This is a genomic window from Agrobacterium sp. fls2-241-TYG-188a (genome assembly GCF_030209845.1).
This window is the reverse complement of the sequence record NZ_JARVRD010000001.1, coordinates 784,762-805,738: the sequence shown is the minus strand read 5'-3', so window position 1 is coordinate 805,738 and position 20,977 is coordinate 784,762. Positions and strand designations below refer to the sequence as shown.

Annotated in this window: 20 protein-coding genes; 8 read left to right on the top strand and 12 right to left on the bottom strand. The window is 51.6% G+C overall.

Annotated elements, in window-relative coordinates:
- Positions 1-8: 8 nt before the first annotated feature.
- From QRN85_RS03455 to QRN85_RS03430, 7 genes are all read left to right on the top strand, one after another.
- Entirely contained in the window at positions 9-920 is a 912-nt protein-coding gene (locus QRN85_RS03455; RefSeq protein ID WP_284757225.1) for an NAD-dependent epimerase/dehydratase family protein, read from the top strand.
- Between the two features lie 59 nt (positions 921-979).
- Positions 980-1,546 carry a sugar transferase gene (locus QRN85_RS03450; RefSeq protein ID WP_284757226.1) on the top strand — a complete coding sequence of 189 codons (567 nt, stop codon included), beginning with the start codon at positions 980-982 and terminating at the stop codon, positions 1,544-1,546.
- A gap of 146 nt (positions 1,547-1,692) precedes the next feature.
- On the top strand, positions 1,693-2,796 hold the full coding sequence (locus tag QRN85_RS03445; RefSeq protein WP_284757227.1) for a glycosyltransferase: 1,104 nt from the start codon (positions 1,693-1,695) through the stop codon (positions 2,794-2,796).
- Positions 2,797-3,176: 380 nt separating this feature from the next.
- Entirely contained in the window at positions 3,177-3,665 is a 489-nt protein-coding gene (locus QRN85_RS24480) for a nucleotidyltransferase domain-containing protein (protein WP_350225062.1), read from the top strand.
- Entirely contained in the window at positions 3,662-4,033 is a 372-nt protein-coding gene (locus QRN85_RS24475) for a HEPN domain-containing protein (RefSeq protein WP_350225063.1), read from the top strand. Before QRN85_RS24480 ends, QRN85_RS24475 begins: the two co-directional genes overlap by 4 nt.
- 129 nt (positions 4,034-4,162) lie before the next feature.
- Complete coding sequence (locus QRN85_RS03435) at positions 4,163-5,404, top strand: AAA family ATPase (protein WP_284757228.1); 1,242 nt, start codon at positions 4,163-4,165, stop codon at positions 5,402-5,404.
- On the top strand, positions 5,401-6,024 hold the full coding sequence (locus QRN85_RS03430; RefSeq protein ID WP_284757229.1) for a retron system putative HNH endonuclease: 624 nt from the start codon (positions 5,401-5,403) through the stop codon (positions 6,022-6,024). The genes QRN85_RS03435 and QRN85_RS03430 overlap by 4 nt, the downstream gene beginning before the upstream one ends.
- 26 nt (positions 6,025-6,050) lie before the next feature.
- Here the strand turns inward: QRN85_RS03430 and QRN85_RS03425 are convergent, their stop codons facing one another.
- Positions 6,051-6,800: a hypothetical protein gene (locus tag QRN85_RS03425; RefSeq protein WP_284757230.1), complete on the bottom strand. Its 750-nt coding sequence runs from the start codon at positions 6,798-6,800 to the stop codon at positions 6,051-6,053.
- A gap of 1,882 nt (positions 6,801-8,682) precedes the next feature.
- On the opposite strand from QRN85_RS03425, the gene QRN85_RS03420 reads away from it, so the two are divergent.
- Positions 8,683-9,432 carry a hypothetical protein gene (locus QRN85_RS03420; protein ID WP_284757230.1) on the top strand — a complete coding sequence of 250 codons (750 nt, stop codon included), beginning with the start codon at positions 8,683-8,685 and terminating at the stop codon, positions 9,430-9,432.
- A gap of 26 nt (positions 9,433-9,458) precedes the next feature.
- On the opposite strand, the gene QRN85_RS03415 is transcribed toward QRN85_RS03420, so the two are convergent.
- The 11 genes from QRN85_RS03415 to QRN85_RS03370 form a co-directional block, all read right to left on the bottom strand.
- Positions 9,459-10,082 (bottom strand): retron system putative HNH endonuclease, encoded by a 624-nt coding sequence (locus QRN85_RS03415; RefSeq protein WP_284757229.1) that lies wholly within the window; start codon positions 10,080-10,082, stop codon positions 9,459-9,461.
- On the bottom strand, positions 10,079-11,320 hold the full coding sequence (locus QRN85_RS03410) for an AAA family ATPase (RefSeq protein WP_284757228.1): 1,242 nt from the start codon (positions 11,318-11,320) through the stop codon (positions 10,079-10,081). Before QRN85_RS03410 ends, QRN85_RS03415 begins: the two co-directional genes overlap by 4 nt.
- Positions 11,321-11,449: 129 nt before the next feature.
- The gene (locus tag QRN85_RS24470; RefSeq protein WP_350225063.1) at positions 11,450-11,821 is read right to left on the bottom strand and encodes a HEPN domain-containing protein; all 372 of its coding nucleotides are present in this window, start codon (positions 11,819-11,821) and stop codon (positions 11,450-11,452) included.
- Complete coding sequence (locus QRN85_RS24465) at positions 11,818-12,306, bottom strand: nucleotidyltransferase domain-containing protein (RefSeq protein WP_350225062.1); 489 nt, start codon at positions 12,304-12,306, stop codon at positions 11,818-11,820. Before QRN85_RS24465 ends, QRN85_RS24470 begins: the two co-directional genes overlap by 4 nt.
- A 380-nt stretch (positions 12,307-12,686) precedes the next feature.
- Positions 12,687-13,790, bottom strand: a complete 1,104-nt coding sequence (locus QRN85_RS03400; RefSeq protein WP_284757227.1) for a glycosyltransferase — start codon at positions 13,788-13,790, stop codon at positions 12,687-12,689.
- Positions 13,791-13,936: 146 nt separating this feature from the next.
- The gene (locus QRN85_RS03395) at positions 13,937-14,503 is read right to left on the bottom strand and encodes a sugar transferase (protein WP_284757226.1); all 567 of its coding nucleotides are present in this window, start codon (positions 14,501-14,503) and stop codon (positions 13,937-13,939) included.
- Positions 14,504-14,562: 59 nt separating this feature from the next.
- Positions 14,563-15,474, bottom strand: a complete 912-nt coding sequence (locus tag QRN85_RS03390; protein WP_284757225.1) for an NAD-dependent epimerase/dehydratase family protein — start codon at positions 15,472-15,474, stop codon at positions 14,563-14,565.
- Between the two features lie 21 nt (positions 15,475-15,495).
- Positions 15,496-17,442, bottom strand: a complete 1,947-nt coding sequence (locus tag QRN85_RS03385; RefSeq protein ID WP_284757254.1) for a polysaccharide biosynthesis protein — start codon at positions 17,440-17,442, stop codon at positions 15,496-15,498.
- Positions 17,433-18,800 (bottom strand): O-antigen ligase family protein, encoded by a 1,368-nt coding sequence (locus QRN85_RS03380; RefSeq protein WP_284757224.1) that lies wholly within the window; start codon positions 18,798-18,800, stop codon positions 17,433-17,435. The genes QRN85_RS03385 and QRN85_RS03380 overlap by 10 nt, the downstream gene beginning before the upstream one ends.
- Positions 18,797-19,534 carry a glycosyltransferase family 25 protein gene (locus QRN85_RS03375; protein ID WP_284757223.1) on the bottom strand — a complete coding sequence of 246 codons (738 nt, stop codon included), beginning with the start codon at positions 19,532-19,534 and terminating at the stop codon, positions 18,797-18,799. Before QRN85_RS03375 ends, QRN85_RS03380 begins: the two co-directional genes overlap by 4 nt.
- 369 nt (positions 19,535-19,903) lie before the next feature.
- Positions 19,904-20,974, bottom strand: coding sequence for an ABC transporter ATP-binding protein (locus QRN85_RS03370; protein ID WP_284757222.1), 1,071 nt, complete (start codon positions 20,972-20,974; stop codon positions 19,904-19,906).
- Positions 20,975-20,977: the final 3 nt, after the last annotated feature.

Genomic DNA, 20,977 nt, shown 5'->3' with positions numbered 1-20,977 from the left:
AGGCGAAGATGTTTCTTGTGACCGGCGCCACGGGCTTTGTTGGTAGATCTCTGGTGCAGATGCTTCGCGAGCGGAATTTGCCATTTGCTGCGACCAGCCGGAAGCCTGGCGGTGACCATATTGCTGTCGGCAATATAGACGGTTCGACAGACTGGCGCAGCGCTCTTGCGGGAGCAGACACCGTCCTTCATCTGGCCGCCCACAATCAGAACGTCATCGATGGCACCACCGCCGAAGGTGAGACGATGAGGGTTGTGAATGTCGATGGCACGGCACGCCTCGCTGAACAATCAGCGGCAGCGGGCGTGAAGCGTTTTGTGTTCGTCAGCACCATCAAGGTGAACGGTGAACGCTCGCAGACGGGCAAACCCTTTACCGCGCAAAGCCTGCCAGCGCCGGAAACGGATTACGGCAGGTCCAAACTGGAAGCGGAAAATCGTATCAGGGAGATCGGTCGGGCTACCGGCATGGAGATTGTCATCATTCGCCCTCCCTTGGTCTATGGCAAGGGTGCGCGGGGAAGCTTCAATGCTCTGGTCAAACTTGTCAAAAGCGGCGCCCCACTTCCGTTTGGCGCACTAGACAATCGAAGATCCGTCATCCATGTCGACAATCTGGCCGATCTTATCGTCACTGCCGCGCTGAAACCCTCAGCTGCCGGACACGTCCTGATGGCCTCAGACGGTGCCGCACTTTCAACAGCGGATTTAATCCGCAAGATCGCTGCGGCAAGCGGACGCCGCGCGATGTTGTTTCCGGTGCCACCTTCATTCCTGCGAGCGGCGGGAGCAGTGACAGGAAAACGCGATGTCGTCGGCCGGCTCGTGTATAGCCTGGAGGCAGACTGTTCTGAAACCAAACGAATATTAGGCTGGACTCCCCCATTATCGACTGACGATGGGCTACGCCGCTCGGTCTAGATTGCTTCTCGATCCAGACAGACATTGCTCCAACCCAAGGCGAACAGGTGCCCGATCGCATGAAGAACTTCACCAAACGGCTGTTTGATATCGTGGCCTCCGCAGCCGGACTCATCCTGTTTTCGCCGGTGTTCATTGTCCTGATCATTCTCATTCGCCGGGATTCCTCAGGCGGGGCGTTTTTCCTGCAAGAGCGCGTAGGTCGCAACGAGCGCGTGTTTACCTGCATAAAATTCCGCACCATGGCGGTTGGAACACCACACGTCGGCTCGCATGATGCGCAGCAGTCGTGGATTACCCCGCTGGGTAAGAAATTGAGGTCCAGTAAGCTGGACGAAATACCCCAGCTCATCAATGTGTTGAGGGGGGATATGAGTCTCGTCGGCCCAAGACCATGTTTGCCTAATCAAGCGGACGTCATCGCGGCGCGTCGGCAGCGGAATGTCTTTGCCGTCAGGCCGGGTGTAACGGGGCTTGCCCAAATCAGGCAGATCGATATGTCCACCCCCGCGCAGTTAGCCGAGGCCGATGCGACATATATCGAAGAACAAGGGCTCCTCAGCGATTTGGCGATTATCCTTTCGACGGTATCTGGTGGTGGCAAAGGCGATAGAGCGACACGATAATTGCGATGAGTGACCGAAACAGACAGGCCTCCCTTTCGGTCAAGGAAATCGTCGATGTCTCATGCATAACAGGGCCTTGCCATGGTATTGACGTGCGGCTCCGTCGCTTTAGAAAGCGCAACAGCGGATAATTTGAGGTCTTGAAAATGCGCATTCTTCACGTCTTTAAGACCTATTATCCAGATTCATTCGGCGGTGTTGAGCGAACGATTCACGCCATAGCGAAAGGCGCCCTGGCGCATGGCATCCAGTCAGACGTGCTCTCCCTCAGCCATGATCCGGTAGGGAATACCGTCAAGTTCGATGGCCATATGGCCTACAAGGCTCGTCTTACATTTGAGTTTGCGTCAACCGGTTTTTCGCGCGATGCATTTTCGAAGTTCAAGGCGTTGAGCGCCAAGGCAGATATCGTCCATTATCACTTTCCTTGGCCGTTTATGGATCTGCTGCACCTGCTGCATCCACCGGGTAAGCCTACGATCGTCACCTACCATTCTGATATCGTAAAGCAAAAGCTCCTGTTGCAGCTGTACAAGCCGCTAATGCACCGGTTTCTGTCGAGCGTCACCCGTATTGTGGCGACATCGCCAAATTATCTGGAAAGCAGCGAAGTGCTGCAACGTTACCGAGGTAAGACGGAAATCATACCGATTGGCCTGGATGAAGCGGATTACCCACGCGCACCCACAGCCCTGAAGGACGGTTGGAAGATGCGCTTCCCAAAGCCGTTCTTTCTGTTTGTCGGCGTGCTGCGATACTACAAGGGTCTGCATACGCTGATCAAAGCGGCAAAGCACGTCAATGCTGATATTCTCATTGCTGGCGAAGGACCTATGGAGCGCGAGTTGAAAGCGCAGGTTTCAGAGGCCGGCCTAAGCAACGTGCACTTTCTCGGTTCCATCACTGACCTTGACAAGGCGGCGCTGCTGGAACTGTGCACCGCCTTTGTCTTTCCGTCACACCTCAGGTCTGAAGCCTATGGGCTTTCGCTGGTGGAAGCGGCAATGTTTGGCAAACCGATGATATCCTGCGAGATCGGCACGGGAACAAGCTTCGTAAACAAGCATGGCGAGACAGGCCTCGTTGTGCCGCCAGAAGATGCCTCGGCGATGATGAGCGCGATGAATGCGTATGTCGATGGTAGCGCTGATAGGGTCGATCACGGAGCCAAGGCTGCGGCGCGATACCAGGCAGAAATGCGCGCCGAAACAATGGTCGAGCGTTATTGTCGGTCCTATCAGAACCTTTAGTTTGCGCGCATGGCATATTGAGCGGAACGGGATGCTGCCGCCCATAGCGTTCGAGAAGCAGCAGAAAATCGAACCCGAAGACGGCTGCGAAACTCCGGGCCATTCAGGCCCATGTTCCGGCAGCACCGCCGCCGCGGCCATTTTTCCGGCCTGAGCACGGCTTCCCAGCCCGGTGTGACCAAACCACCCGCAGCAGAGCCGGTTTGTGCCGCACCACCCAACACCGCGAAACGGCCCTTCCCGAAACCGGGATTGTTCTGCTAAGGCAGACAGGCGGTTGGGGCAGGTGAGCGTTTGCCCTGCCACCTTTCGGGAGTTGCAAGGATTGTGAAATGGACATCGAGCGTCTGAGCCATTTGCCCGAAAAGAAGCGCCGCGAATTGCAGCGCATCGCGCAAATCCTGTTTGATGAATTTGACGAGTCCCTGAAAACCAAGCTCTCGGAAAAAGCCAAACGCGGACGCATCTTGAAGCTCATGCTCTTCGGCTCTTACGCACGCGGCAACTGGGTGGAAGATAGAAAGAGCGGCTACCTCTCGGATTATGACCTGCTCATCGTCGTCAATTATGAGCAGTTTGCCGAAAAATATGATGCCTGGGAAAAAGCCGCCGCACGCTTCGCGCAGGAGTTTGAAATCGCCGGACACCTCTCCGCGCCGGTCAATTTCATCGTGCATTCGTATCAAGAGGTAAATTCGCTGCTGGCAAGGGGCTGGCCGTTCTTCGTGGATATCGCCCGCGATGGCATCCCGCTCTACGAAGCCCCCGGCATCAGCTGGCCTCGCCGAAAAATCTGGCGCCGGAGGAAGCGCGAGCCGAGGCGCAGAAACATTTCGACCACTGGTTTCCGAGCGCTACTTACTGCGTGAAACAGGCGGAATACGCTCTTCAAGACCAGCAACACACTCATGCGGCTTTCCAACTGCACCAATCTGCTGAACGATTTTATCACTGCGTGCTGAACGTGGTTTCGCTCTACAGCCCAAAGTCCCACAAACTCACATTCCTGCGCTCACAGGCAGAGCAAATTGCCCCAGAACTCAGCACCGTCTGGCCGGACGACACCAAATTCGCCAAACGCTGCTTCAGCCGCCTGGATCGCGCCTATGTCGATGCTCGCTATTCCCCGGCGTATGAAATCGACGGCGAGGAGTTGGCTTGGCTGACGGAGCGGGTGAAGCTGTTGCAGGATGGGGTGAAGGGTGTTTGTGAGCGGGCGTTGAAGGCTGTGGTTTAAGAGGGGCTCCTGTCCAAAACTGAAATATGCCTCATAATTAATCAATTTGTCAGTCATTCGTTGATAAAATGCCAAATCGTATAGATGCGTTAAGGTCCAGGGCCCTTCTGCCTCCAGTTGGAAAAGCTAATGAAATTATCCTCAGTGAGTCTCAGAAATTTCCGAGGTGTGAACAAACTCGATTTAGAGCTTGATCCTCAGATTACGGTCATTGTTGGCAGAAACGGGGTAGGAAAGTCGTCCATTCTTGATGCCCTTGCTATCCTTTTGGGTAGAATTCAGGCTGTTTGGGAAAACGATAAGACTAAGTATAGTTTTGAAGCTGCGGTGTTGAAGAGAAGCGATGTAAAATTTGGAAGTGACGACTATGAACTCTCTCTAAACGTATTGCTTGAGGATGCGATAGGTGAGGATTTTCCGATCAATCTGGATTTGAATTATAGCGACGGGCACTTTCTTCGGAAGAGCTCTGCGTATGAGGATATTCGGAAGCTTGTATTTGATAATACTCTCTTGGCCGACAGAGACCGTCTTATAGTCTATTACCGACAGGATCGTGGTTTCGATGAGAGGGCCCCTGCATCTGGCAGGATTGAAGGGCCATCGTCGTTGTTTGGTTCCCTGAGAGCTATCTCGCAGCTGGAAAGATGGCTCGATCAGAGAGACGCGGAGGAAGCGCGCCGGGTTCGGGATACCGACCCTTCATATCGAGATCCACAGCTTCAAGCAGTCAGAGCACTGATCAGTGAAGTCGATGGCTTCGAGGGAATAGGGTTCTCGTCGTTGAGTGACATCACCGGCATCTATTTTGTAAAAGATGGCGGCGCTAAAATACCTGTAGCGTCGCTTTCTACAGGTGAGCGGTCGTTTATCATCTTGCTTGCCGATCTTGCCCGGCGACTTCAACAGACCGCTCCGGGTCTCGAGCTTCGAGATATCCCAGCAGTAGTGCTCATAGATGAAATAGATCTCAATCTCCATCCTTCTTGGCAAGGAAAAATTATACCTACATTAGCTAGAGTTTTTGCCTCATGCCAGTTTGTTATAACTACACACTCGCCTCAAGTAATTTCGTCTGTTCTTAGTGAAAAGGTAAGGATACTGAGTAAGACGGTATCTGAGGTTGAGGTGAGTTTTCCAATTAGAACAAAAGGGCAGACAAGTAATTATATATTAGAAGGTGTATTTGACTCTTACGAGCGATATCCTGAGATAGACAATCTTTTCGTCAGTTTTAATAATGCAATTGATGAAAATAACTTTGAAAAAGCCAAAGATATTTTAGAGCGTATCAAATTTGAAATGGAGGGCGAACCTGTCGAATTTGCAGTCTTGAGGAAGAGATTGAGAGGGATCGAGCCGAAGCTATGAAAGGTAGTCGCAAAACTGGAATGCCCGAAGTGATGAAAGCGTGGTTAGAAGATGCTAATGTAGATTGGCGCCCAGAGTATCCCTTCAATGAAAGCCGCGTGAGAAACGCGGTGCGGAAAAGCTTGCTTAAGGAGCAGAGAGGTCTTTGTCTGTATTGTGGTGTTCAACTCGATACTTCAATGCCGGGGGATACTTTTCATATTGAACATTTTATCCCTCAGAGCATATCGAAGGCGGATGCAATTAACTACAATAATCTATTCTTAAGTTGCGGAACAAAAAATAAGCAAGGCAAACCTTCACCAACTTGCGGTAACGCAAGAAAAAATTGGTATCATGAAACTGATCATGTAAAGCCTGAATATCCTGATTGCGTGTCTAGGTTTAGGTTTTTGCTCACGGGTAAGGTTGTTCCCGCGGTTCCTAATGATACTGCAGCCCAAAACATGATAGATAACATGAAGTTGAACCACGCAGAGTTGGTTATTGCGAGACGAGACGTTTTTGATTTGATTGATAGCGGGGCGATGACGGTGGAAGATTACTATGATGACGAGTCGGGAATTGCGGAGAGTTACGCTCACATAGTTTATCTACATTTTGATGAGGTTTTACCATAGTAACCGTCTGGGCGTGAACAAATCACTCATGAGCTTTTGAATATTGCGTCTGGGTAGAATGTCGCGAGCCAATCTCGCTTTTGTAGAGAGAACGCCAACCTTGTCGGTATTGCAAGCGCCCAAGTGGCTGGTATTATAGCGTTTATTAGTTCGCCCACCTGTACGGCGAGCCGCCCCATTTCGGAAATTACTGCTTCGAGCGCTGTCGCTTCCATAAAAGGGCCGATGACGGCATCACCGTCTTTTTGCGGCCGCATCATGTAGTCCGATTTCATGGTGGGATGGCTAGCGAGTTCGGAAAATAGCTCGTAAATCTCGGCGCGCCGCTTCGAAGTGAGACCATCTCGTAGGTCAAGCTTCTCACGCACCTTTACCGGCGAGAACTCCTTCATGCGTGTTTTCTTATCCGCAAGGCGCCAGCGTTCAATTTGTGTTCTGTCACCAGCAAAGAGGCTAAGTAGGAAGACGGTTTCAAGCACGTCCCGCAGGATCATGGCGCTATTTTGGTTATATCCAGAGAGTGCCAGCTTTAGACTTGCGGCGAATGCATTGAAGGTCCGCATCGCGAGAATTTGCGTGACTTTGAGATTTTCATCGTTTGTGTCGAGTTGTCGGAAGATGTCCGCTAGATCCATAACGGATTCGATTGCGGTGAGATGCAGTTGGAGCCGCTTGTCCGCTGTGATGATCCCGAGCGCTTTTTGACGTAGCTCCTCCTCGCCGTTATGAAGTTTGGTGAGGTTGGATGGAAGGATATTGGTATTTTTCGTCATCATTCGTTTGCGCTTCCCTATTTTTGGGGTTCTTTTTGAGCCGTTGACGCACTTATTAGCACCTGACGATCATTAGCTGTAGCTCGGGATCTCTGTGATCGAAATGTGTATCTGTCATTTGCTTCAGCGAGCTGGCGGTCGCTAGACCAAGATTTTCGTATTCTGTGCGCAAATGTTCATATGCCTCTGAGGATAGGAAAATATTCATAAAAGTCTTTACTGCAGGGCTTTATTCCGCTATGTTCTTTTTCGATCAATTTCCATTCTGGTACTCCAGGTGGGAGGTGAAGCAGGAGTGACCGTGGTGGAAAGACGCAAGCCATCGTGATTGTTTCTGGTCCGATCAAGTGAGAGCGAGATGGCAGGTGAATGAGGTTGAGTTGGCACTAAGGGGAACGTGAGCAAAAGGTATTGATAGCAGGCAGGAGTTAAGCCGACGCACAGGGCCCGTGTTCGGCATAGCGGATGACGGAATGATCGGGGCGCTGAAAGGTGCCGCATAGAATACAATTTTCGAGGCAGCTTCCAGCGCCCCGTTGAAAACGCTCGTCGGCTTTCCGGCTTGATGGGAAAAGAATGGTGATAACGTGGGGCTCTTTTAGTTCCGCGAACGCGAATTTGTATCCTCATGGAGAAAGGTAGTTTAGTCGGGCGATCAACAAATAAATATATATAAAATCTAAATTTGTTTTGCCGCATATGTTTAAGCATATATTTGCGGAACGATTTGGCGTGGAAAATATATATTATTGGCCTGAGATTTGATTTTTGGCCAACCCAAAGCCATGCGCGATTTTATATGAATCAACTCAAACAAGTGCAGAAACCGGCTGAAAACCGCTAAAATCGAGGGGAATTGGCAGATGAATGAGAACTGGAGCGGGAAAATGTGGGTGGATTTGAGTGCGGAACCGAACCGGATCGAGATTATAGTAACAGTATCATGATACTGTTACTATAATCTCGATCCGGTTCGGTTCCGCACTCAAATCCACCCACATTTTCCCGCTCCAGTTCTCATTCATCTGCCAATTCCCCTCGATTTTAGCGGTTTTCAGCCGGTTTCTGCACTTGTTTGAGTTGATTCATATAAAATCGCGCATGGCTTTGGGTTGGCCAAAAATCAAATCTCAGGCCAATAATATATATTTTCCACGCCAAATCGTTCCGCAAATATATGCTTAAACATATGCGGCAAAACAAATTTAGATTTTATATATATTTATTTGTTGATCGCCCGACTAAACTACCTTTCTCCATGAGGATACAAATTCGCGTTCGCGGAACTAAAAGAGCCCCACGTTATCACCATTCTTTTCCCATCAAGCCGGAAAGCCGACGAGCGTTTTCAACGGGGCGCTGGAAGCTGCCTCGAAAATTGTATTCTATGCGGCACCTTTCAGCGCCCCGATCATTCCGTCATCCGCTATGCCGAACACGGGCCCTGTGCGTCGGCTTAACTCCTGCCTGCTATCAATACCTTTTGCTCACGTTCCCCTTAGTGCCAACTCAACCTCATTCACCTGCCATCTCGCTCTCACTTGATCGGACCAGAAACAATCACGATGGCTTGCGTCTTTCCACCACGGTCACTCCTGCTTCACCTCCCACCTGGAGTACCAGAATGGAAATTGATCGAAAAAGAACATAGCGGAATAAAGCCCTGCAGTAAAGACTTTTATGAATATTTTCCTATCCTCAGAGGCATATGAACATTTGCGCACAGAATACGAAAATCTTGGTCTAGCGACCGCCAGCTCGCTGAAGCAAATGACAGATACACATTTCGATCACAGAGATCCCGAGCTACAGCTAATGATCGTCAGGTGCTAATAAGTGCGTCAACGGCTCAAAAAGAACCCCAAAAATAGGGAAGCGCAAACGAATGATGACGAAAAATACCAATATCCTTCCATCCAACCTCACCAAACTTCATAACGGCGAGGAGGAGCTACGTCAAAAAGCGCTCGGGATCATCACAGCGGACAAGCGGCTCCAACTGCATCTCACCGCAATCGAATCCGTTATGGATCTAGCGGACATCTTCCGACAACTCGACACAAACGATGAAAATCTCAAAGTCACGCAAATTCTCGCGATGCGGACCTTCAATGCATTCGCCGCAAGTCTAAAGCTGGCACTCTCTGGATATAACCAAAATAGCGCCATGATCCTGCGGGACGTGCTTGAAACCGTCTTCCTACTTAGCCTCTTTGCTGGTGACAGAACACAAATTGAACGCTGGCGCCTTGCGGATAAGAAAACACGCATGAAGGAGTTCTCGCCGGTAAAGGTGCGTGAGAAGCTTGACCTACGAGATGGTCTCACTTCGAAGCGGCGCGCCGAGATTTACGAGCTATTTTCCGAACTCGCTAGCCATCCCACCATGAAATCGGACTACATGATGCGGCCGCAAAAAGACGGTGATGCCGTCATCGGCCCTTTTATGGAAGCGACAGCGCTCGAAGCAGTAATTTCCGAAATGGGGCGGCTCGCCGTACAGGTGGGCGAACTAATAAACGCTATAATACCAGCCACTTGGGCGCTTGCAATACCGACAAGGTTGGCGTTCTCTCTACAAAAGCGAGATTGGCTCGCGACATTCTACCCAGACGCAATATTCAAAAGCTCATGAGTGATTTGTTCACGCCCAGACGGTTACTATGGTAAAACCTCATCAAAATGTAGATAAACTATGTGAGCGTAACTCTCCGCAATTCCCGACTCGTCATCATAGTAATCTTCCACCGTCATCGCCCCGCTATCAATCAAATCAAAAACGTCTCGTCTCGCAATAACCAACTCTGCGTGGTTCAACTTCATGTTATCTATCATGTTTTGGGCTGCAGTATCATTAGGAACCGCGGGAACAACCTTACCCGTGAGCAAAAACCTAAACCTAGACACGCAATCAGGATATTCAGGCTTTACATGATCAGTTTCATGATACCAATTTTTTCTTGCGTTACCGCAAGTTGGTGAAGGTTTGCCTTGCTTATTTTTTGTTCCGCAACTTAAGAATAGATTATTGTAGTTAATTGCATCCGCCTTCGATATGCTCTGAGGGATAAAATGTTCAATATGAAAAGTATCCCCCGGCATTGAAGTATCGAGTTGAACACCACAATACAGACAAAGACCTCTCTGCTCCTTAAGCAAGCTTTTCCGCACCGCGTTTCTCACGCGGCTTTCATTGAAGGGATACTCTGGGCGCCAATCTACATTAGCATCTTCTAACCACGCTTTCATCACTTCGGGCATTCCAGTTTTGCGACTACCTTTCATAGCTTCGGCTCGATCCCTCTCAATCTCTTCCTCAAGACTGCAAATTCGACAGGTTCGCCCTCCATTTCAAATTTGATACGCTCTAAAATATCTTTGGCTTTTTCAAAGTTATTTTCATCAATTGCATTATTAAAACTGACGAAAAGATTGTCTATCTCAGGATATCGCTCGTAAGAGTCAAATACACCTTCTAATATATAATTACTTGTCTGCCCTTTTGTTCTAATTGGAAAACTCACCTCAACCTCAGATACCGTCTTACTCAGTATCCTTACCTTTTCACTAAGAACAGACGAAATTACTTGAGGCGAGTGTGTAGTTATAACAAACTGGCATGAGGCAAAAACTCTAGCTAATGTAGGTATAATTTTTCCTTGCCAAGAAGGATGGAGATTGAGATCTATTTCATCTATGAGCACTACTGCTGGGATATCTCGAAGCTCGAGACCCGGAGCGGTCTGTTGAAGTCGCCGGGCAAGATCGGCAAGCAAGATGATAAACGACCGCTCACCTGTAGAAAGCGACGCTACAGGTATTTTAGCGCCGCCATCTTTTACAAAATAGATGCCGGTGATGTCACTCAACGACGAGAACCCTATTCCCTCGAAGCCATCGACTTCACTGATCAGTGCTCTGACTGCTTGAAGCTGTGGATCTCGATATGAAGGGTCGGTATCCCGAACCCGGCGCGCTTCCTCCGCGTCTCTCTGATCGAGCCATCTTTCCAGCTGCGAGATAGCTCTCAGGGAACCAAACAACGACGATGGCCCTTCAATCCTGCCAGATGCAGGGGCCCTCTCATCGAAACCACGATCCTGTCGGTAATAGACTATAAGACGGTCTCTGTCGGCCAAGAGAGTATTATCAAATACAAGCTTCCGAATATCCTCATACGCAGAGCTCTTCCGAAGAAAGTGCCCGTCGCTATAATTCAAATCCAGATTGATCGGAAAATCCTCACCTATCGCATCCTCAAGCAATACGTTTAGAGAGAGTTCATAGTCGTCACTTCCAAATTTTACATCGCTTCTCTTCAACACCGCAGCTTCAAAACTATACTTAGTCTTATCGTTTTCCCAAACAGCCTGAATTCTACCCAAAAGGATAGCAAGGGCATCAAGAATGGACGACTTTCCTACCCCGTTTCTGCCAACAATGACCGTAATCTGAGGATCAAGCTCTAAATCGAGTTTGTTCACACCTCGGAAATTTCTGAGACTCACTGAGGATAATTTCATTAGCTTTTCCAACTGGAGGCAGAAGGGCCCTGGACCTTAACGCATCTATACGATTTGGCATTTTATCAACGAATGACTGACAAATTGATTAATTATGAGGCATATTTCAGTTTTGGACAGGAGCCCCTCTTAAACCACAGCCTTCAACGCCCGCTCACAAACACCCTTCACCCCATCCTGCAACAGCTTCACCCGCTCCGTCAGCCAAGCCAACTCCTCGCCGTCGATTTCATACGCCGGGGAATAGCGAGCATCGACATAGGCGCGATCCAGGCGGCTGAAGCAGCGTTTGGCGAATTTGGTGTCGTCCGGCCAGACGGTGCTGAGTTCTGGGGCAATTTGCTCTGCCTGTGAGCGCAGGAATGTGAGTTTGTGGGACTTTGGGCTGTAGAGCGAAACCACGTTCAGCACGCAGTGATAAAATCGTTCAGCAGATTGGTGCAGTTGGAAAGCCGCATGAGTGTGTTGCTGGTCTTGAAGAGCGTATTCCGCCTGTTTCACGCAGTAAGTAGCGCTCGGAAACCAGTGGTCGAAATGTTTCTGCGCCTCGGCTCGCGCTTCCTCCGGCGCCAGATTTTTCGGCGAGGCCAGCTGATGCCGGGGGCTTCGTAGAGCGGGATGCCATCGCGGGCGATATCCACGAAGAACGGCCAGCCCCTTGCCAGCAGCGAATTTACCTCTTGATACGAATGCACGATGAAATTGACCGGCGCGGAGAGGTGTCCGGCGATTTCAAACTCCTGCGCGAAGCGTGCGGCGGCTTTTTCCCAGGCATCATATTTTTCGGCAAACTGCTCATAATTGACGACGATGAGCAGGTCATAATCCGAGAGGTAGCCGCTCTTTCTATCTTCCACCCAGTTGCCGCGTGCGTAAGAGCCGAAGAGCATGAGCTTCAAGATGCGTCCGCGTTTGGCTTTTTCCGAGAGCTTGGTTTTCAGGGACTCGTCAAATTCATCAAACAGGATTTGCGCGATGCGCTGCAATTCGCGGCGCTTCTTTTCGGGCAAATGGCTCAGACGCTCGATGTCCATTTCACAATCCTTGCAACTCCCGAAAGGTGGCAGGGCAAACGCTCACCTGCCCCAACCGCCTGTCTGCCTTAGCAGAACAATCCCGGTTTCGGGAAGGGCCGTTTCGCGGTGTTGGGTGGTGCGGCACAAACCGGCTCTGCTGCGGGTGGTTTGGTCACACCGGGCTGGGAAGCCGTGCTCAGGCCGGAAAAATGGCCGCGGCGGCGGTGCTGCCGGAACATGGGCCTGAATGGCCCGGAGTTTCGCAGCCGTCTTCGGGTTCGATTTTCTGCTGCTTCTCGAACGCTATGGGCGGCAGCATCCCGTTCCGCTCAATATGCCATGCGCGCAAACTAAAGGTTCTGATAGGACCGACAATAACGCTCGACCATTGTTTCGGCGCGCATTTCTGCCTGGTATCGCGCCGCAGCCTTGGCTCCGTGATCGACCCTATCAGCGCTACCATCGACATACGCATTCATCGCGCTCATCATCGCCGAGGCATCTTCTGGCGGCACAACGAGGCCTGTCTCGCCATGCTTGTTTACGAAGCTTGTTCCCGTGCCGATCTCGCAGGATATCATCGGTTTGCCAAACATTGCCGCTTCCACCAGCGAAAGCCCATAGGCTTCAGACCTGAGGTGTGACGGAAAGACAAAGGCGGTGCACAGTTCCAGCAGCGCCGCCTTGTCAAGGTCAGTGATGGAACCGAGAAAGTGCACGTTGCTTAGGCCGGCCTCTGAAACCTGCGCTTTCAACTCGCGCTCCATAGGTCCTTCGCCAGCAATGAGAATATCAGCATTGACGTGCTTTGCCGCTTTGATCAGCGTATGCAGACCCTTGTAGTATCGCAGCACGCCGACAAACAGAAAGAACGGCTTTGGGAAGCGCATCTTCCAACCGTCCTTCAGGGCTGTGGGTGCGCGTGGGTAATCCGCTTCATCCAGGCCAATCGGTATGATTTCCGTCTTACCTCGGTAACGTTGCAGCACTTCGCTGCTTTCCAGATAATTTGGCGATGTCGCCACAATACGGGTGACGCTCGACAGAAACCGGTGCATTAGCGGCTTGTACAGCTGCAACAGGAGCTTTTGCTTTACGATATCAGAATGGTAGGTGACGATCGTAGGCTTACCCGGTGGATGCAGCAGGTGCAGCAGATCCATAAACGGCCAAGGAAAGTGATAATGGACGATATCTGCCTTGGCGCTCAACGCCTTGAACTTCGAAAATGCATCGCGCGAAAAACCGGTTGACGCAAACTCAAATGTAAGACGAGCCTTGTAGGCCATATGGCCATCGAACTTGACGGTATTCCCTACCGGATCATGGCTGAGGGAGAGCACGTCTGACTGGATGCCATGCGCCAGGGCGCCTTTCGCTATGGCGTGAATCGTTCGCTCAACACCGCCGAATGAATCTGGATAATAGGTCTTAAAGACGTGAAGAATGCGCATTTTCAAGACCTCAAATTATCCGCTGTTGCGCTTTCTAAAGCGACGGAGCCGCACGTCAATACCATGGCAAGGCCCTGTTATGCATGAGACATCGACGATTTCCTTGACCGAAAGGGAGGCCTGTCTGTTTCGGTCACTCATCGCAATTATCGTGTCGCTCTATCGCCTTTGCCACCACCAGATACCGTCGAAAGGATAATCGCCAAATCGCTGAGGAGCCCTTGTTCTTCGATATATGTCGCATCGGCCTCGGCTAACTGCGCGGGGGTGGACATATCGATCTGCCTGATTTGGGCAAGCCCCGTTACACCCGGCCTGACGGCAAAGACATTCCGCTGCCGACGCGCCGCGATGACGTCCGCTTGATTAGGCAAACATGGTCTTGGGCCGACGAGACTCATATCCCCCCTCAACACATTGATGAGCTGGGGTATTTCGTCCAGCTTACTGGACCTCAATTTCTTACCCAGCGGGGTAATCCACGACTGCTGCGCATCATGCGAGCCGACGTGTGGTGTTCCAACCGCCATGGTGCGGAATTTTATGCAGGTAAACACGCGCTCGTTGCGACCTACGCGCTCTTGCAGGAAAAACGCCCCGCCTGAGGAATCCCGGCGAATGAGAATGATCAGGACAATGAACACCGGCGAAAACAGGATGAGTCCGGCTGCGGAGGCCACGATATCAAACAGCCGTTTGGTGAAGTTCTTCATGCGATCGGGCACCTGTTCGCCTTGGGTTGGAGCAATGTCTGTCTGGATCGAGAAGCAATCTAGACCGAGCGGCGTAGCCCATCGTCAGTCGATAATGGGGGAGTCCAGCCTAATATTCGTTTGGTTTCAGAACAGTCTGCCTCCAGGCTATACACGAGCCGGCCGACGACATCGCGTTTTCCTGTCACTGCTCCCGCCGCTCGCAGGAATGAAGGTGGCACCGGAAACAACATCGCGCGGCGTCCGCTTGCCGCAGCGATCTTGCGGATTAAATCCGCTGTTGAAAGTGCGGCACCGTCTGAGGCCATCAGGACGTGTCCGGCAGCTGAGGGTTTCAGCGCGGCAGTGACGATAAGATCGGCCAGATTGTCGACATGGATGACGGATCTTCGATTGTCTAGTGCGCCAAACGGAAGTGGGGCGCCGCTTTTGACAAGTTTGACCAGAGCATTGAAGCTTCCCCGCGCACCCTTGCCATAGACCAAGGGAGGGCGAATGATGACAATCTCCATGCCGGTAGCCCGACCGATCTCCCTGATACGATTTTCCGCTTCCAGTTTGGACCTGCCGTAATCCGTTTCCGGCGCTGGCAGGCTTTGCGCGGTAAAGGGTTTGCCCGTCTGCGAGCGTTCACCGTTCACCTTGATGGTGCTGACGAACACAAAACGCTTCACGCCCGCTGCCGCTGATTGTTCAGCGAGGCGTGCCGTGCCATCGACATTCACAACCCTCATCGTCTCACCTTCGGCGGTGGTGCCATCGATGACGTTCTGATTGTGGGCGGCCAGATGAAGGACGGTGTCTGCTCCCGCAAGAGCGCTGCGCCAGTCTGTCGAACCGTCTATATTGCCGACAGCAATATGGTCACCGCCAGGCTTCCGGCTGGTCGCAGCAAATGGCAAATTCCGCTCGCGAAGCATCTGCACCAGAGATCTACCAACAAAGCCCGTGGCGCCGGTCACAAGAAACATCTTCGCCTCCTGAGTTTCGGCTTATGTGGGTGTCTTGGAAACGTCACAGTTTCTTTGCCCATCCTGCACAAACACGTGGTCTACGATCTTGTCAAACGGTGTGTAGTCTTCCACAAGCTCGGAAAGAAGCAGCTTTACCGCTGCCGCATCACCGCCAGCAACCGTGGTGACAAGAGTGTCCAGCTTGGGCTTCAGCTCCGGCCATGCGAGCAGTTTTTCCTGCGCCCGCATGACTTTAAGGTGCTCAGTCGGTTCGGGATTATTGCCAATGAGCATCTCCTCGTAAAGTTTCTCACCCGGGCGCAGGCCTGTCATGACGATACGGATATCGCCATCGGGGTGGCGCTCATCCTGAACGGTGTGGCCGGAAAGCTCGACCATGCGACGCGCCAGATCCATGATCTTGATAGGTTCGCCCATGTCCAACACGAACACATCTCCGCCCGTGCCCATTGCGCCCGCCTGAACGACAAGCTGCGTGGCCTCGGAAATGGTCATGAAGAAACGGGTTATATCCTGATGGGTCAGCGTGATGGGGCCGCCTTCATGGATTTGCCTTCGAAACAAAGGAACGACGGAACCGGATGAGCCGAGAACATTGCCAAATCGCACCATCGATAAAACCGTCTGCGAACCATCAGCAGCCAGGGCCTGCAGACACATTTCCGCCAGCCGTTTGGTCGCGCCCATCACATTCGTAGGCCGGACGGCCTTGTCAGTGCTGACAAGTATGAAATTCGATGCCCCCGCATCAATGGCCGCCTTTGCAACGGTCAAAGTCCCAAAGACGTTTGTCTTGACCCCCTCTACCGGATTCTGCTCCACCAGAGGAACGTGCTTATATGCGGCAGCATGATAGATTGTCGCGGGCTTCCATGTCTGCATGATCTTCGAGATACGGGTCTCGTCGCACACATCGGCGAGCAGAGGAATAATTTGCGGGCAGCTATCACCGTGTTTCAGAAGCTCGGCTTCCAGGGAGTAGAGGCCGAACTCGCTTTGATCGAGCAGGATCAGCATCGAAGGCTCGGATTTTATGAGCCCTCGACACAACTCACTGCCGATTGAGCCAGCCGCGCCTGTGACAAGCACCACCTTGCCCCTGACGTTTCTATCAAGCAACTCCTGGTTTGGCAGTACCGGCTCACGCCCCAGAAGATCCTCAACATCCAGCTCCTGCATATCCGCGGTCTGGCCTTTTCCAATCGCAAGTTCGCTGACATTGGGCACAGTGCGAACCGCGACACGCGCGCCGCGCAGTTCTTCTATGATGTCATTGCGTCGCTTCCGGTCTACTTTTGGAAGAGCAAGCAGAACAGTGCTGATGTCTAGCGCGCCACAAATATCGACAATTTGCTCTGGCTTAAAAACCTTGACCCCACCGATGAGGCTGCCCTGAAGGTTCTTGTCATCATCAAGGTAGCCACAGAGACGAAAGTCCAGGCTTTGATTGAGGATGCTTGCAAACTGCCTGCCTTCAAATCCAGCTCCGTAGATCAGAACGTTACGCCGACTGGATTGCTTCAGAATGCGGTTGTATGCCTCAGACAAGAAATATCGCGCCGTAAACCGTGACAAGGCTATTGCAATCAACAACAATAATGGCTGCAAGATGCCGACCGTACGCGGTATCCCGGGAAAGCTCACCGCAGTGAATATGGCCATAAAGGCTAGACCATAAATCGCCACGGCCTTGATAACGGCGATGAAAGCAGCCCACCCCATAAACCTGAATATGGCCCGGTATAGGCCCACAGTGATGAAAATGGGGAGTGCGATGGCAAGCGAAACTGGAATGGTCAGCAGCTGGATTCCAGAAAGCGCAACCCAGTCATTCAGGCGAAAGCAAAATGCCAGCCAGATCGTCAGCACGCAAAAAGAGGCATCAACGACGAGTGCCAAGGCGCGCTTCGTTGATCGCGGCAAATTAAGTATTTGCTGTATGTATTTATCTTCGATCACGCGTATGTCTGCCTTTTGCGGTCCATACTTGCCTCAGCGACCGTAGCTCCGGATTGAGGAGTACTTTCAACGTCAGGGCGCGCCATTTTCATACTTATTGTACACGCAAAGCAGACAGCGCTAAAAAGCAGAACGTAAGATTCGCCCAGCGCTAACCGGTTATTTGAGTTGCTTAAAATCGTGAAGGCAAAATAGATGGCACAAACAAAGTAACACAAGAAAGCGCTTTTGCTGAGAAGCCCCTGTTTTGATGCACGAAAGACGCGATAGATGCTTGCTACAAATATCAGCCCATAAATGGCTAAGCCAACAAAACCATGCCGAACGAGAACCTCGAGGTAGCCATTATGCATGAGTGTATAAGGGATGCCTGCGTAGTGCGTCGTGTGCCAGATAGCCAGCCAATGATTACCGCTTCCAAAAATGGGCGATGCCGCAATGATTTCGGATGCATTCGACCACAGTTGAAGACGTTCATCGACACTGAATGGCGTTTCAGGAGATGCAATGGCGTCGCCCAAAAAGCTGGACACGGAGCGACCGCCCACAAAGTCATCATACAGCGTAACAACTGTTTTCGCTGTAGGGCCAACCACCGCCAGAATATTCTGGTGGGCAAGAAAAACGCCTGAACCCAGAAGCAAAACACCGGCCACCAGTGATACCAAAACCTCTTTTCTGCGTAGAAAAAGAAATGCGCTGGACACGATCAGGAGAAAGGTGGGTATGAGCGCCAGCCAGACCCCTTTGGATTTAGACCCCCAAATATTAAAAAGCGCGATTGCGATGACGAGCATAGCAATTGAAGTCACGGCGGTTCGCACAGCACGAGTGCTACCCATCTCATAATTGTGTGACGCCCAGTAAAAGGCGCCAATGACGAGAAAGCCGCAGCCAACGGCACCGTGGATCGGGTTTTGATGGAACAGAGGGAAAATACGCTCGCCGGTGAGCGCTCGAGCAAAGTCGGTAGATATCAAAAGAAGCAAAAGCGCGATACAGAAGAAACAGGCGATCACAACTCGCAGAATGCTCCTGCTGCCATATAGCGCCCTACCCAGAAGAGGAAAGAGCAAAGGAAAGGCATACAGCCACTCCGAAGCGCCTTTTTCACCTGTCATGATCAACTGATAGAGAAAACGGAAAAGCGCAATACTACCGCAGGCAACACATAAAACGGCAAGCCAATCATGAAGGTTTGCGTTATCTTCCTTCGGAAGAAAAAACACGAATATAATAATGACTGAAAGCGCAGCATATCTGTAGGCGTCGCTTTCAACCAACGTGACCGACATCATGACGAGCCAGCAAATACCCATCAAGGCATTGAGGACGAAAAGCCTGGAAAAGGATGGACCGCTCACAACGCGTACCAAATGCGGCGCAAATATTCGATCGCCCTGATAACATGGGTCGACATCTTACGAAGCCCTCTGATCTTGACCGCGCGATACTGGCTGCGGTCAGCGATTTGACTGTTACTCGAATGTTTCGAGAGATTTACAATATTGTTGGCTACCGTATAGACCTCTACTCCCGTCTTCCAGCCACGCTCAAGCGCAATGTCGTAAGGATAGCGCATCGTCTGTATTTGATCGAGCAACTTGATAGCACCGCTGCGCGTAACCAAATAACAAGCGGCGGATCCTTGTGGCCCGTGAAGACAGCGACCGACCCGATCGCCGTAGGCCGTGACGATGGACTCTCTGAAACCTTTAGCACGGTGGTTCAGAAGTTTTACGAGTTCAGCAGATGGTAGGTGATCGCGGATCGCAGCCACACGAGGGAGAAAATTCTCCGTCAGATCGACATCGTCTTCGACAATGATAGCGGCGGAGTGAGGACTTGCGACAAACATCTCTAAAACAGAGAGGTGAGCCTTATAACACCCATATTCGCCGGGCAGTATTTTCCGCCCATTTCTAAGTTCAAATTTCTTTTCGTCAACGTTTATCCAATCGCCGCTGCGTATTGCACATCCATCAACACCGGGAACACGTTCAATGCTGACGCCGATACTATTTGCTTGAGAAAGTATAGTATTCCAACGATCTGGAGACCTCTCGAGATTAATAACGTATATGACGAACGTCTCCACAAGCTCCCCACTTCGTCGTACATCTGTTCTCAAACACGCGCTCACAGACGTTCACTTAAAATCGGCTGATTGGACAGAAACGTATTATAAACCGTATGCGTCCACCCAAATTACTAGCAGCAAACAATTGATTCAACTAGAGATATTAAGCACGTTTTCAACAAGAAATGAATATTCCGCGAGAGTTGAAGTTAAACGGAGGGCCCTCAATTGGTTGCGGCATCTGATAACCCGGGGTGGTCTCCTCTCGGCTCCGGGAGCAAAACTGCAGACCAAGGCTAGGCCGGCTGTTGTTGGCCAAACGCCATTCTTTAGCGATCGTGACGGTGTTTTCGTTGGCAACGCCGGCGGCTTCGACCTCATGATAAATCAGTCGATCCGGTCGCCCTTCATGTCAAAGACATGCAGCTTTTCCGGCGGCAGACCGACGGTGATGGATTTGCCCGGCTGCAAGAGCGCCCTGTCTGACGAAAACAGCTTGAAGGGCATCCCGTGGACGGCGAGATGCAGGATGATGCCAAGGCCCGTCGGCTCGACAAGGTCCACCTTGGCCTCAATGCCTTGTGCGTCCGGAGCCACAATCACGTGCTCGGGTCGAATGCCAAGCGTTATCGCCTCGCCATCTTTAACAGCAATGCGCCGCTGAAGCGGCAATATGCTGCCATCCGGCAGAGCCATCTGGCTTGCCTCAGCCCCTTGAACGCAGCGTCCTTCAAGGAAATTCATTCCGGGTGAACCGATAAAGCCTGCAACGAACAGGTTGGCCGGACGATCATAAAGATCGAGCGGCGCGCCGATCTGCTGCACATATCCGTCATTCATGGCAACGATGCGGGATGCGAGCGTCATGGCTTCGATCTGATCGTGGGTTACATAGACGGAGGTGGCACGCAAATCTGCCTGCATACGCTTGATTTCTGCCCGCATCTGCTCGCGCAGGCGCGCATCCAGATTCGAGAGCGGCTCGTCGAAAAGGAATGCTTTTGGCTGGCGCACGATTGCGCGACCCATGGCGACGCGCTGGCGCTGTCCGCCGGAAAGCGCCTTTGGACGCCGTGCCAGATAGGGGTCAAGCCCAAGCTTGCCGGAGGCGGCGGCAACCGCTGAGGCAATCACCTCCTTGGGGCTTTTGCGCAGACGTAGGCTGTAGCTCATATTGTCTGCCACGCTCATATGAGGGTAAAGCGCGTAGGACTGGAAGACCATGGCGATATCCCGGTCCTTCGGCTTGAGGTCGTTGACCAGTTGCCCATCAATTGTGAGGGTGCCTGATGTGATCTCTTCGAGACCGGCGATCATGCGCAGAAGCGTCGACTTTCCGCAGCCGGATGGCCCAACGAGGACGACGAATTCGCCATCGGCAATGGTAAGATCGACACCGTGCAGGACGGGATGATCCCCATAGGATTTAGCGACGCGATTAAGCTCGATGGAAGCCATGGA